The organism is Streptomyces sp. NPDC018964, from assembly GCF_044390325.1.
Taxonomy (GTDB): Bacteria; Actinomycetota; Actinomycetes; order Streptomycetales; family Streptomycetaceae; genus Streptomyces.
This window is the reverse complement of the sequence record NZ_JBIRYZ010000010.1, coordinates 142,848-155,780: the sequence shown is the minus strand read 5'-3', so window position 1 is coordinate 155,780 and position 12,933 is coordinate 142,848. Positions and strand designations below refer to the sequence as shown.

10 protein-coding genes are annotated in these 12,933 nt (G+C 70.4%); 3 read left to right on the top strand and 7 right to left on the bottom strand.

From position 1 onward, the window contains the following. Positions 1–73 precede the first annotated feature (73 nt). Entirely contained in the window at positions 74–394 is a 321-nt protein-coding gene (locus ACH5AO_RS19060; RefSeq protein WP_398926034.1) for a hypothetical protein, read from the bottom strand. Further along, positions 391–1,620: a Shedu anti-phage system protein SduA domain-containing protein gene (locus ACH5AO_RS19055; RefSeq protein ID WP_398926031.1), complete on the bottom strand. Its 1,230-nt coding sequence runs from the start codon at positions 1,618–1,620 to the stop codon at positions 391–393. The genes ACH5AO_RS19060 and ACH5AO_RS19055 overlap by 4 nt, the downstream gene beginning before the upstream one ends. A 545-nt stretch (positions 1,621–2,165) precedes the next feature. Between ACH5AO_RS19055 and ACH5AO_RS19050 the strand changes: the two genes are divergently transcribed. Further along, complete coding sequence (locus tag ACH5AO_RS19050) at positions 2,166–2,999, top strand: PIG-L family deacetylase (protein ID WP_398926029.1); 834 nt, start codon at positions 2,166–2,168, stop codon at positions 2,997–2,999. Positions 3,000–3,227: 228 nt separating this feature from the next. On the opposite strand, the gene ACH5AO_RS19045 is transcribed toward ACH5AO_RS19050, so the two are convergent. Beyond that, positions 3,228–5,807 (bottom strand): hypothetical protein, encoded by a 2,580-nt coding sequence (locus ACH5AO_RS19045; protein ID WP_398926027.1) that lies wholly within the window; start codon positions 5,805–5,807, stop codon positions 3,228–3,230. A 321-nt stretch (positions 5,808–6,128) separates the two neighbouring features. Here ACH5AO_RS19045 and ACH5AO_RS19040 point away from each other — a divergent pair, with 321 nt between their 5' ends. Then, positions 6,129–7,043, top strand: coding sequence for an NADP-dependent oxidoreductase (locus ACH5AO_RS19040; protein WP_398926025.1), 915 nt, complete (start codon positions 6,129–6,131; stop codon positions 7,041–7,043). A gap of 39 nt (positions 7,044–7,082) precedes the next feature. Beyond that, positions 7,083–7,562 (top strand): MarR family winged helix-turn-helix transcriptional regulator, encoded by a 480-nt coding sequence (locus tag ACH5AO_RS19035; RefSeq protein ID WP_398926023.1) that lies wholly within the window; start codon positions 7,083–7,085, stop codon positions 7,560–7,562. A gap of 137 nt (positions 7,563–7,699) precedes the next feature. On the opposite strand, the gene ACH5AO_RS19030 is transcribed toward ACH5AO_RS19035, so the two are convergent. From ACH5AO_RS19030 to ACH5AO_RS19015, 4 genes are all read right to left on the bottom strand, one after another. Continuing rightward, a complete protein-coding gene (locus tag ACH5AO_RS19030; RefSeq protein WP_398926021.1) occupies positions 7,700–8,362 on the bottom strand; it encodes a fascin domain-containing protein in 663 nt (220 codons plus the stop codon). A gap of 544 nt (positions 8,363–8,906) precedes the next feature. Further along, positions 8,907–10,877, bottom strand: a complete 1,971-nt coding sequence (locus tag ACH5AO_RS19025) for a YncE family protein (RefSeq protein ID WP_398926019.1) — start codon at positions 10,875–10,877, stop codon at positions 8,907–8,909. A gap of 396 nt (positions 10,878–11,273) precedes the next feature. Next, positions 11,274–11,483: a hypothetical protein gene (locus ACH5AO_RS19020; protein ID WP_398926017.1), complete on the bottom strand. Its 210-nt coding sequence runs from the start codon at positions 11,481–11,483 to the stop codon at positions 11,274–11,276. A 126-nt stretch (positions 11,484–11,609) separates the two neighbouring features. Continuing rightward, a complete protein-coding gene (locus ACH5AO_RS19015) occupies positions 11,610–12,911 on the bottom strand; it encodes a diaminopimelate decarboxylase (protein WP_398926015.1) in 1,302 nt (433 codons plus the stop codon). Positions 12,912–12,933: the final 22 nt, after the last annotated feature.

Here is a 12,933-nt window from a genome sequence, read left to right as displayed (position 1 = left end):
CTGCCAGTACGGGCAAGGGTGGAGTACACATCGTTACGTGACCCGCTGCGCACTCACCCGATAGGGAAGGCGGTCAGGTCCGTCCCTGCCGCAGGTGGCGGGAAGCGGCGAGACAGGAGGACAGCCACGTCGCCTCCTCGCGGTCGATGATCAGGTCGGCGACGGTGATCATTCCGTCCATCGGACCGTCGAGCCGTATGGAGTGGTCGCCGACGAGGTACATCTCCCAGTCCATGTCGCTGTGCCAGAGCCGGGCGTTCCTCTCACCCCGACGCTGGGCGAACACGAGTTCCTCTCCGTGCTCGTTCATGAAGTATCCGACGTAGTCCTTGTCGGTGATCTCACCGCCGCACAAGCGGGCCAGGAGCGGTTCGATCTGCGGTGGTTCAGTCATGCGGCGGACTCCTCGGCCGAGGTCGGGGCCGGGGCCGGGGCCGGATCCTGCCGTGCCGATGACAGAGCCAGCATGCGGGAGGCTGAATCCAGCAAGGCCTCGTATGTGATCACTTCTATGCGTGCCTGGTGTGTGTTGTAGGTTCGCAGCGTCTCCGCGATCTCCTGGGAGGTGACGCCCCCGGTCACGTACCGCGGGTGCCCGATCACGACCGTCGCCGACGCCCGGCGAGTGTCGACTCCGTGCTCGGCCAGGATGCTCGGGCGGTTCTCGTCCATGGCCCGGAGGTAGTTCTGGGCCTGGGAGACCGCGCGGTGCGCCGGGGCACCCAGCATGAGGTGGCCGGAGCGCCGTATGACCAGGTCCTTGATGTTGGCGCGCTTGAGCTCCACCACGTGCAGGGAGCCGTCGCCGCGCAGGAGCGGGATGTCGAGGATGGTGTCCGGGGTGTACTGCCGACGTGCCAGCTCGGCCACGTAGGCCCCGCCGAAGATCCATTCCTGGTTCTTCAGACACTCGTGGAGGGCACTCTCGGAGCTGTCCGGATCCTCCACCGCGGTACGCAGGGCCGCCAGGCCGGCCTGCCTGGCCCGCAGTTCGAGCAGCTGGGCCAGCATGCCGGCGTCGGCATCGGCCAGGACGTCGCTCATCATCCGGGCGGCCTCGGCGGAAGCGGGCCGGGGCAGGTTACGGAGAACCATCTCCATGTGTCCGTACTCCTGGAGTTGCCTCGCCTCCTTGCCGGAGAGCCGGATCCCGCCCTCCCCGTCCCCGAGGCCCAGGTAGTCGACGGACCGGGCTATGCCACGAAAGAGGTCACGGGCGTCGGCGGCGCTTGCGCCGGGCTGGTCGCGGCACAGGACGTCAAGGGCGGCGACCGCCCTGTCCGCACCCAGTGCGGCCATCCGGCGCATGTGTTTCTCGCTGCGTTGGCGGGCTTCGTCGTCGTAGTAGTTCACAAGGATGTCGAGGAACAGTTCGCCTCCGGCATAGGCGGCGAAGCGCTGAAAGCGCTGGGCGAAAGCGAAGTCGCCCTGAAGGAGGGCTTCTTGAGCCACGTCCTCCAAGGCGTTCACCAGCGGCCTGCCCTTGCCGTACGCCCCACCGGGACCGCCCATGATGTGCAGAACCGCGTCGACGCGCCCTCGGACGCGCGCGTCCTCAGTCAGCTCCCGTGCCGTCTGGACCAGTCGCCAGAGCGTGAAGCTGGATCGAAATGTCGTCACGCGGGCACAATAGAGTCGGCCACTGACAATCACGCGCCAGCAGTCTCCGTGCACGCGCGAAGGTGTTCCCCGTCTGGGCATCCGACCGAATCCGGCTCGACACCGTGCCTGCCCGTAAGAGCAGACGGCCTCGGTCGACGGCAGCGTGATCCGACCCGCACGACCGGCTGAGCACATGCCATCTGCGCAGGCCGTGCATGGGGACCAGTCGAGTGCCGTCATCTCACGAGCTGAGAGCATCAGTTCGATTCCCGTCGCCCGCTCTTCTCGAAGTCCCAGATCACCGGCCTGGGGCTTCGAGAAGAGCGGGTGTCAGGCCGCTCACGTCGCAGTACGGCGATCCAACGCCGACGCTCGAAGGCCGAGTGGTCGTGCCGGGAACAGCCGGTGTGGCCGGCGCGGTTGCACCGGTCGAGGGGCCGGCGCCGGACGGCGGGAGCACCGAGGCCGCGAGGTCGTCCGCCCCATCAGGATCCGAGCTCCAGGATCGCGGCACGTCCGCCGCGTACTCGGGCCGGAACTCATCTCCGCAGGAGGACTGTTTCATGACCGACCGGCCCTTGACGCTCATGGCAGTACACGCCCACCCCGACGACGAGGCCACCGGAACCGGAGGTGTCCTCGCGCGGTACGCGGCGGAAGGCATCCGCACGGTTCTCGTGACGTGTACCGACGGCGGTTGCGGTGACGGGCCGGGGGGTGTCAAACCGGGCGAGCCCGGGCACGACCCGGCGGCGGTCGTCTCGATGCGTCGTCAAGAGCTCGAAGCGAGCTGTGACGTCCTGAAGGTCAGCGATCTGGAGATGCTGGACTACGCCGACTCCGGGATGATGGGCTGGCCGAGCAACGACGCCCCCGGATCCTTCTGGCGGACCCCCGTGGAGGAAGGCGCGGCCCGACTCGCGGAACTCATGCGGCACTACCGGCCTGATGTGGTCGTCACCTACGACGAGAACGGCTTCTACGGCCACCCCGACCACATCCAGGCCCACCGCATCACGATGGCGGCGCTGGAGATGACCGCGCTGACCCCGAAGGTGTACTGGACCACGATGCCCCGCTCGGGGATGCAGCGGTTCGGCGAGATCATGCGCGAGTTTCATCCGGACATGCCGGAGCCGGATCCTGCCGAGGCCGCCGCGATGGCCGAGATCGGCCTCCCCGACGATGAGATCACCACGTGGGTGGACACCACCGCGTTCAGCGGTCAGAAGTTCGACGCGTTGGCCGCGCATGCCAGCCAGGGCGAGAACATCTTCTTCCTCAAGATGGGAAAGGAGAGGTTCGGCGAGTTGATGGGTGTGGAGACCTTCGTACGGGTCCAGGACGCCACCGGCGCGGCCCTGCCCGAGGACGATCTCTTCGCCGGACTGCGCTGATCCGCCCGTAGGACCGGCCGGGAAAGCGCATCGGCCGCACGGTGCGATCGAGCGGGTCGCTCACAGCGCTTCGGCGGTGCTCCCCGGAAGGACTTTCCGCGCCTTCGGGTCGGCAGCGTGCCCATGGCGTGCCCTGCCCGTACGACCTGTCGGTGGGCGCCGCCACTCGCGTGAGGGCTGTCGCCGGGTTCCGGCTCGTCGAGCGGGAACCCGGCGGGGTCCGCGGGATCAGCGGACGTCGACGTAATCGCCCGAGGCGGTGGCGGGTGCGGTGGTGGACGTGCCGGCGAAGGTGTAGCGCCAGTAACCGTCCGTCGACGCCTTCACCGTGGTCTTCAACGCACCGGAGCTGTCGGTGGTGATCGTCTTGACCGTCGTGTAGGTGGACGTCCCCTTCTTACGGAACTGCAGCTTCACCTTCTGACCGGTGTAGCCGTGGTAACCGCCGCGCGTCTCCCAGTCCGCGCGGGCGAGCTTGCCGGTGACGGTGAGGGTCTTGCCCTTGGCAACCGGTTCGGGAGCCGCGTTGACCGTCAGCGTCGCGTCCCGCACGACGGGGACCGACTTGGCGGCGTGCAGATCGACATGGCCCGTGCGGTCCGCGGACTCGGCCCAGGCGGCCAGCTTCCAGGTGCCGGCGAAGGAGTTGCGGCCGAGGGACCAGCGCGGCTGGATGTAGGCGAAGTGTGCCTCACAGGTGGAGGTGGTCGCGCTGGCCTCGGTGCAGGTCGCCGGCCAGGTGCCGTAGAGGACGGCGTCGGGGGTGTCGTACGAGCCCTTGTACAGGTACATGTCCCCGCTCGCGATCCCCGACGGGTCGGTCGCGGTGAACCTCGCCTTGAACTCCTGCAGCGGCACGTCGGTCAGCTCGACCCGCTTGCCCTCGTTGACCACGACGTTCGAGATACGGGTCGCCCCCGCCGTCTCGTCACCGTGGGACGCCGGACCCGCGAACGCCCTGGTGATGACGCGGTCCAGGCTGCCGCCCCGGTCGTCGGCGGCGGTGACGCGCAGCGAGACGAAGGAGGCGGTGGCGGGGAGGTCGAGCGTCGCCGAGCCGTCCGCCGCGACGTCGAGGTCCGTCCAGGTGGCGCCGTCGTCCGTGGAGTGGGCGAGCCCGGTGATCCGGGTGTTGGCCGTCGCCGCGTCCGTGTTGCGGGTGGTCGCGCTCGCCCGCACCCGGACCGGTCCGGCGGCCGCCCGGCCGTAGGCGTCGAGCCCGGGAACGCTCAGCTGCGCGTCGATGAGCGGGAGTTCGCTGCCCTCCTCGTACTCCGAGCGGAACGTCCACTTGTTGCGTACCTCCGTGGACAGCCGGGAGTACGGGACACGACGGTGGACGGTCTGGTCGAGGGTGTACGTCCTCTGCAGCGAAGGCAGGCTGGACGACGTCAGCGAGTGGTACGCGTCGAGGCCGTCGGCCTGGGCGTAGGTGATGCCGTCGGAGGAGGTGAGCTTGTACGAGTACGTCGCACGGCCGTCGGTCGCCGTGTGGCCGGCCGCGTCACCGAAGGCGTTCAGCTCGGACAGCCGGATCTTCCCGAAGTTCCGCTGCGAACCGCCCCACTCCGGTCGACTCGGCTGCAACGGGGCCGCGCCCAGGTTTTCGCCCGCGCTGGTCCCCGCGGGCAAGGTACGGTCCGGGAGGTTCAGGCTCAGCTCGCCGCTCCCGTAGGACAGCAGTCGGCTGTAGGTGACGCCCGGGGTGGCGTACTCGGTGACCGAACCGGTGACAGGCACCGCGGAGCCGATGAAGACGCCCGTCCATTCGCCGAAGGACGGGACACTCTGCAGAGCGGCCGTGGTCCGGGTGCCCGGGGCGCTCATCTTCGTCACGGTCTTGGCCAGTGTCGAGGCACGGACCGTCACCACGGGTGAAGCGGGCACGGTCTTCGTGAAGCTGTGCGTGAGGTCGTAGCGGTAAGGACTCGGCACACTCGCCGAGGCGCCCTTCTTGACGAGCACCTCGTGCAGGCGCAGAGAGACGCCGCTGACCGAGAAGGGAGTGACGTACACCTTGTCGGCCCCCGAACCGGCGAAGCCCGCCAGGTCGCCGCCCGGGACACTGATCCACACGGCGGACGCGTCCCGTGTGGCGGTGGTGTCGTCGGTGCGGATGGCGGTCTCCTTCGCCGCCCGCTGGTCGAAGGTGACCGTCTTGGCGGCCGAACCGACCGAGAAGGTACGGGTGAGCAGGTAGCTCGGCTCCAGCCAGTCGTTGTGCAGCGCGACCGAGAAGTAGTCACCCGGTGGCAGCTTCACGGTCGCCGAGGCGCCCGCGGTGTCGCTGTCGACGGCGTACGACGTCCAGGTCTTGCGGTCCCAGACGTAGAACGACTTGGACCGGACATCGGCGTTCGTGATGCTCAGCTTGACCGAGTACGTCGCCGCGGCGGCGTACGTCGTCTGGAGAACGCCCCGAGCGTCTTCGGTGCGCGCGGTCGGCTGAAGCTCCGCGGTCGGGCGGTCCGCGGCGGACTCACCGGCCGGCCGCACGGACACCGTGCCGTCCACCGACGCGACGGAGTAGCGGGGCGGGGCGGTGCCCGCCTCGTCCGCCGTCACCCGGATGTCACGTCCGCCGATGAGCTCGACGCGTCCGCGGTCCCCCAACTCGGCGCTCTGCCCGGCACGGACCCCCACGTCCTCCGCGGGCGAGACCGTCCCCGTGGTGGCCGGTCCGCCGCCCGGCGGGGACGGCGACGCCGTCGCCGCGGACGTGAGCAGCGACGAGGCGGTCAGCACCGCCCCGCACAGTCCCGCCGCCGCCGCGCGTCTTCGTATCCGGCCCACACGGAAAATGAACATCCGTCACCCCTCTGGCGGTTTCCCCTGAGAACGCCCCCCGGCTCATCCGCCACAGGAGACGATCGGCTCACTTTAGAGGGCGGTACCGACACCGCCGAGGGGTTTCCCGCGCACCAGGGCGCCACCGGCCGCCCCGAGTTTCCGAACCCGGCGGCCCGGCAAGCCGGGACCGGGCCTTGTCCGCCGTCGCGACGACGGACGGATCACCCGGGAGGCCCTCCCCCGAGCATTTACTTGGCTAGCCACACAATCGGTGCTACTTTTATGTGGCTGGCCACAGAAGTGGGCGGCGCAACGGATCCACGTCAGGGGAGAGCAGTCATGAAGGCCATCGTCTTCGATACGTTCGGCGGCACCGAGGTCCTGCACGAGGCGGAGATCGCGACCCCCGAGCCCGGTCCCGGCCAGGTGCGCGTGCGGGTTCACGCCGTCGGTGTGAACCCGGTGGACGGCAAGATCCGCTCCGGTGTCATGGAGGCCGTCTTCCCCACCACCCTGCCCGCCGTGCCCGGCGGGGAGATCGCCGGCGTGGTCGACGCGGTCGGCGCGGGCGTCGAGAACCTGAAGGTGGGCGACGAGGTGCTGGGCTGGTCCGACACCGGTTCCTACGCCCAGTACGCCCTGGCCCCGGCCGCGGTCCTCGCCCCCAAGCCGGCCGGTCTGGACTGGACCCACGCCGCCGCCCTGCCCGTGGCGAGCGACGGCGCCGAACGGGTGCTGGACCTGCTCGACGTCGGCGCGGGTGAGACGCTGCTGATCCACGGCGCCTCGGGCGCCCTCGGCACCATCGCCGTCCAGCTCGCCGTCGCCCGCGGCGCGCGGGTCATCGGCACCGCCGGAGCGGCCAACCAGGAGTACGTCACCTCGCTCGGCGCCACCGCGCTGGTCTACGGGGACGGCCTCGTCGAGCGGGTCCGCGCGCTCGCCCCCGAAGGGGTGGACGCGGTCTTCGACGCGGCCGGCAAGGGCGCGCTGGAGGACTCCATCACCCTGCGCGGCGGCACCGACCGGATCGTCACCACCGCCGACTTCCGCGCCCGCGAACTCGGCGTCGTCTTCGCCGAGGGGCCCCAGCGCCGCTCCGCCGCCCGCCTCGCCGAACTGGCCCGGCAGGCGGCCGACGGCACGCTGGTGACCACGGTCGGCGCCACCTACCCGCTGGCCCAGGCCGCCCGGGCGCAGCAGGCCAGCGACGCCGGCCACAACCGGGGCAAGATCGTCCTCACCGTCGACTGAAGAACGATCACCGCCACTCCTGTGGCCGAGGGAGCAGCAATGTCCGGTTCCACGTCATCCCAGCCGCCGACCGCGGCGAGCGAGGGTCGTTTGAGCTACGCCGTCTTCCAGCTCGCCCGCGCCCACCGCGGCCACGCCGCCGCCATGCTGCGTGCCATGAACCTGCACCCGGGGCAGGAACTGCTGCTGATGCAGCTCTTCGACCGTGACGGCCAGACCCAGGCCGAGTTGCTGGAGCAGGTGGGCCTCGACCACTCCACCGTCTCCAAGTCGCTGCGCCGCATGCAGGAGGCGGGGCTGCTCACCCGGGAGCCCGCCCCTCACGACCGGCGGGTCATGGTGGTCCACCTCACCGATGCCGGGCGCGCCCTGCGGGAGCCGATCACCGACATGTGGCGCACCCTGGAACGGATCTCCGTACGCGATCTGACCCCCGAGCAGGCCGACCTGTTCACCACGTGGGCCCGTCTGATCGAGACGTCGATCAGGGACCACGGGCGGGGGACGCCCGCCGAGTGAGCCCGCGCGGCCGGGCGGACCGTTCGCACGCTGAGCCCACGGACTGCCGGGCCCGCGGGCTGCCGGGCCCGCGGCGACCGCCGGGGGGGTGATCCCCCGGCGGTCCCGCCACCGCTCGTGCCGGACGGGTGCGGGCGTCAGGCCTCGAGGGTGTAGAGGTTGAACTCCTCCCAGCCGGAGATCTCACCGGAGCGGGCGCGCAGGACGTACTGGAGCGAGCCGGTGTAGTTGTTCTCCATGGTGACGAAGAGGCCGTTCAGCGTGGACTGGAGCGCCCAGCGGTCCAGGTCCTCGTTGTGGTAGAGGACGAACCGCTCCCAGCCGCCCACACTGGTGGAACGGGCGCGCAGCTCGTTCTGCGCGTCGCCGGTGAAGTTCTTCTCGACCGCCACGTAGCGGTCGTTGGCCAGGGACTTCAGCGCGTACGTCTCGGTGGCCTCGTCCCATTCGAAAGCGAAGCCCTCCCAGGAGCCGTTGTACGCGTCGGAACGGGCCCGGAGCACACCGGTGTGGGGGGCGGCGTACGACTTCTCCGTGGCGACGAACCTGTCGTTGCGGAGCGACTGCAGGGCCAGCAGCTCGGGCTCCTCGGCCTGTACGGAGACGTCGTCGCCGGCGGCGAGCGGCGTCTTCCGGGCCTCCGCGTCGCGGGTGATGTCCGTCAGTTCGGTGGCGTCGACCTTCTCCCACCCGCCGGGGACGGACGCCGGCCGGTCGGCCCGCGGGGCCGCTCCGGCCACGGGTGCGGCCCAGGCGGAGGCCGCCAGCAGGGCACTGAGGGACAAAAGGACGGGGGTCATGCGTCTCACGGCTTTTCCTCACCCTTCGGGGAACGGATTCTGGGCACGGTGAGACGGTGGGCCCGCAATGGGTTTCCAGCCGTTTCCCGGAAGATCAACGGCACGAAGAACACAAGCCGTTTCCCGCGCGCCGGGTGATTTCCCGGCGCACAGCGGTCCCCTCCCGTATCTCCCGCCCCCTCGACGACTGCGGTCGGCGCCCCTCCCCGGGCACTTCGGCAGCGACTGCGCCGCTTGACGCAACCGCGCCGATGTAAAGGACGGTGCGCGAGTGACGGAAGTTATTTCACTTCGAATTGGGCGAGAGTTCACCGACCTGCTCGCGCATCCTTTTCGCCCGCGCGGAAGCGCGGAGAGGAGACGGAAGTGAGGAGACAGCGGTCCGGTCCTGGAATTCGGCGCTGCGCGAAAGGCCCGGTCGCTTCTTGAAAAGAACCGTCAAAGGAACCGTTCCGGTTTCGGCCGGGGCGCGTGCGGGGACCGTTCCGCCGTCGCGCCGGTACGGCTCGGAAGGGTCCGGGGCCGTACCGGCGGACGGGGCCGGCTACTTGGTGAAGGTGAAGTACTTCCAGGCGCCGTGCGTCGTGGAGTTGACGGTGTCGCCGGAGGAGCCTTTGACGTACGACGAGCGCATGCGGGCGCGGATGCCGGACTCGCCCGGTGCCTCCAGGCGCACGGCCGACTTCCCGTCGGCGCCCAGGGCGAAGTACTCGGAGGGGGAGTCGTACCAGGTGCCCCCGTGGTAGACCTGGAGCTGGAAGCGCTGCTTGCGGCCCTCGTAGTAGTTCATGGTGGTGGTGAACACCGGGTCGGTGTTCTTGCGGAAGTAGTAGTACGTCGTGGAGCCGATCTTGCCCGTCTTGTAGTGCTTGGAGACGGAGGTGGAGACCTTCGCCCGGGCGTACCCCGTGGACTTCACGGTCTTCGAGGCGTAGCGGGCATCGCCGGTGAAGACCGCGGAGACGGTGGTGTCGCGGGTCATGGTGACGGTCGCCGACAGGTCGCCCTTGGAGTTGACCTTGGCCGTCTTCAGCAGCTTCTTCGACTTGTCGGAGCCGAAGGGGTCCGCGTAGATCGAGACGGTGCGGTTCTTGTACGTCGTGCCGAGGTGCGCGGTGAAGGTGACCTTCTTGCCGTACGAGTACAGCTTGCCGTTGTTGTTCAGGCTCAGCGTGGTCGACTTGCGCGAGACGTCCACCGTGTCCGAGCCGGAGGCCGGGGCGTGCGTGGCGTCGCCCGCGTAGGAGACCTTGTAGGTGACCTTGCCGCCGGCGGGCGGGGTGTCCGTGAAGGAGAAGCCGCCGTCCGCCTTCGTCCGGACGCCGGCCAGCGCCTTGCCCTTCGGTGCGTCGACGTCCGTACGGGTCACCTTGAGGGTGGTGCCGGCGGGGAGGGGCGTCCTGGAGGTCAGCTTGCCGGTGACGGTGAGCTTCTTGGCCCGTTCCGACTTGGTGGGGGCCGAGACCTTGAGGGCGGGCAGTTCCTTGGTGGGGTCGGTCAGGGCACGCAGGGTGTGGGTGCCGTGGGTGTTCACGGAGACGGCGAAGACCCGGCTCGAGTCCGGCGCCCAGGCGAGCGCTCCGTCCACGAGGGTGTCGGCGCCGCTGCTGTCGCCGGTGTTGGGGAAGTCGTACTCCCGCACCGGCACCGGGTCACCGGGCCGGTGGACGTGGACGTCGGGGTCGTACCAGGAGAAGCTGCCGCCCGCGACGCTGCCGTCGGGCGCGACCCGCACGGCGTTCGGGTAGGCGTCGATGGGGTAGCCCGACTGTTCGGTGAGGTCGGCGGTCGAGTAGGAGCCGATGCCGTAGCCGTACTCCGGGTCGCCCCACGAGGTGAGGACCTGCTTGCCGTCGGGCGTCAGGTCCAGCTGCTTCACGGCGGTGTCCATGGAGCCCTTGACCCGCAGTGCGGCCCCGTCGGCCGAGACGTCGTAGACGGCGAGGTCGCCGCCGTTGCCGGCCACCAGGACGCCCGGGACGGCCGGGTCGGACGCCAGGAACATCCCGAAGGCGCCGGAGAAGCCGATGTCGCCCCGCTGGGCGAGGCGGACGACGGGTTCGGGGCCGGAGGTGTCCAGCGAGCCGAAGTCCGTGCCGTGGGCGAACCAGATCCGTCCGTCCACCACCTCCAGGTCGCCGGGGGTCACGCCGACCGGGTAGCTCGCGGTCCGGGTGTACGTGCTCGTCTCCACCGAGACGATCCGGTTGCCGTCCTTCACGGCCGCGTACACCTGCCCGGAGTCGGCGGACAGCGCCAGGCCGGTCACGCCGGCGAGGCCGGTCAGCTTCGCCTTCACGGTGCCGCTGTAGTCGGTGACGACGATCGTGCCGCCGGTCGGGTCGGAGACGTAGACCCGCTGGTGGGCGCCGTCGACGACGATGTCACCGACCGACTTCACCGGAAGGACCTTCGCGGAGTCGGCCGATGCCGGACTCGCCACGCCCCCTACCAGGACCGCGGAACCGAGGGCGACCGCGAGTGCCGTCGCGGTCGCGATGCTGCGCCTGCGCACAGTGATGTGAACCCCCACAGAAGAAGTCCGGTGTCCACCGGACGGGAACGAACGGCCGCGCGTTCCCCCTCACCCGACGACGGGTGTTCGAACGCTGCCGGAGACGCAGCGTATGACATGCGAGTGACAACTGAGGAACGCATTGAGCGACTTGGCCGGGCGGACTCACGGGCCGAGGTGCCGACGGGGAGGCCGTGGGGGCCGCGCCCACCCGGTCCGTGTGCGGCCGGAGGCGTTCGCGGCAGGAGCGGTGGGGGCTTCAGGGCGGTGGGGCGGGCCCGGGTTCCCTCAAGTGACGGTCGGGGAGGGCGAGTTCGGTCCGTGTCGTCCGGTGGAGGTGGTGGAGGTGGTGGAGGAGGTCCCGGAATGACTGCGGATTCCGGGACCTCCTCGCCGTCAGCGGGTCTGCGCCCACACCGCCAGCAGACCCACCACGGCCGTGCCCGCTCCGTAGCACGCGCCCCGGAGGAACTGGTCGGCCGCGATGCCGCGGCGGCGTGCGATCCACCGCGCGGCGTCACACGTCGCCCGGCCGCAGCGCGCCCCCGCGGCGGACAGCCGTCGTCCGGTGGCCCCCCGTCGGCCCGGGGGTGCCGCTTTCTCCATGGAGCACCCTGACCGGGCGCGCCGTACTTTCATGGTGGTGGCACCTGCCTTCCTCGGTGTGGTGGTTCTCCCCGGGTGACCGGGCAGCCGGGCACGGCCGCGGCGGGATGTACGGGAGGGCCGGGATCACCGCCCGGCGAGGGTCGGGATCGGGTGGGCGGCCTGTGCGGGGCGCAGCGGCCGGAACGTGACCCGGCCGTCGGCGTCGATGCGGGCGCCGTGCACGGCGGGCTCGGGCAGGCTGTTGTAGTGGAAGGGCGTGGAGAAGTAGTAGGCGCCGGTGTCCGGGACGACGACGAGGTCGCCGACGTCGAGGAGGGGCAGCGCGCGGTCGCGTGCCAGCAGGTCACCGGCGAAGCAGCACGGTCCCGCGACGTCCTGCCGCACGGGCCGGCCGTGCTTGGCCCGGCCGTGGGGGTCGTGGGCCTCGATCCGCAGGGGCCAGGCGTCGGGGGCGAACACCGTGCGCGTGGCGACCTGTGCGCCGGCGTGGGTGATCGCGACGGGGCGCCCGCCGACGGTCTTGGTGTACTCGACGTACGCGGCCATGAAGCCGTTCTTGGCCAGCACGGAGCGGCCGAACTCGGTGACGATCTCGTACCCGCCCGAGAACAGGGCCGGCGCGTGTTCGCGCAGGTGGTCCACGTAGGTGTCGAAGCCGGGCGTCGTCTCGTCGTCGGCGAAGTTGACCGGCAGTCCGCCCCCGATGTCGATGCCGGTGACCTGCCGGCGGCCGAGGTGGGCGTTGACCTCCTCGGCGAACTCCACCGCCTTCGCGATGCCCCGGGCGATCAGGTCCAGGGGGCAGCCCTGCGAGCCGACGTGCGTGTGCACCCAGGTCAGCCAGGGGCGTTCCCGGTACGTTCGCAGCAGTCGTCGCCGGTTGCCCTCGTCCTCCAGGGGGATGCCGAACTTCGAGGTCGCGGTGGCGGTGCTCATGGCGGTGATCGAGCCGGCGCCGACCTGGGGGTTGACGCGCACGCCGATCCGCGAGCCGGAACGGCGGTCCGCCAGGATCTCGTCCAGCCGCTCCAGCTCCTGGAAGCTGTCCGCGTTGACCGCGACCCCCAGGCTCAGGGCCCAAACCAGTTCGGCCCGCGTCTTGGCGGGGGAGTCGAACACGATGTGCGCGGGGTCGAAGCCCGCCTCCAGCGCCTGGGCGAGTTCGCCCGCGCTGGCGACCTCGCAGCCCATGCCGCTCAGGCGCAGTTCCTCGAGCACGGGGACCAGGCAGTTCGCCTTGGCCGCGAACGCGTGCAGGACCCGCGGGGAGTCGGGGAACGCGCTCCGCAGGGACGCGACGGTCTCGTTGACGCCGTCGAGGTCGACGAACCCGGCCAGCACGGCCGTCTCGGGCTCCAGGAGTCCCTGCCGTACGGCCTCCCGCAGAATCCGCTCGCGCCGGTCCGCCTTGTCGGAACCACTCATCGTGCACCCTCCCTGGGCCGGG

Excerpts from the sequence above, each read along its gene's own strand:
- ACH5AO_RS19060 (WP_398926034.1), bottom strand. The coding sequence starts at position 394 with ATGACTGAACCACCGCAGATCGAACCGCTCCTGGCCCGCTTGTGCGGC.
- ACH5AO_RS19050 (WP_398926029.1), top strand. The coding sequence starts at position 2,166 with ATGACCGACCGGCCCTTGACGCTCATGGCAGTACACGCCCACCCCGAC.
- ACH5AO_RS19045 (WP_398926027.1), bottom strand. The coding sequence starts at position 5,807 with ATGTTCATTTTCCGTGTGGGCCGGATACGAAGACGCGCGGCGGCGGCG.
- ACH5AO_RS19040 (WP_398926025.1), top strand. The coding sequence starts at position 6,129 with ATGAAGGCCATCGTCTTCGATACGTTCGGCGGCACCGAGGTCCTGCAC.
- ACH5AO_RS19035 (WP_398926023.1), top strand. The coding sequence starts at position 7,083 with ATGTCCGGTTCCACGTCATCCCAGCCGCCGACCGCGGCGAGCGAGGGT.
- ACH5AO_RS19030 (WP_398926021.1), bottom strand. The coding sequence starts at position 8,362 with ATGACCCCCGTCCTTTTGTCCCTCAGTGCCCTGCTGGCGGCCTCCGCC.
- ACH5AO_RS19020 (WP_398926017.1), bottom strand. The coding sequence starts at position 11,483 with ATGGAGAAAGCGGCACCCCCGGGCCGACGGGGGGCCACCGGACGACGG.
- ACH5AO_RS19015 (WP_398926015.1), bottom strand. The coding sequence starts at position 12,911 with ATGAGTGGTTCCGACAAGGCGGACCGGCGCGAGCGGATTCTGCGGGAG.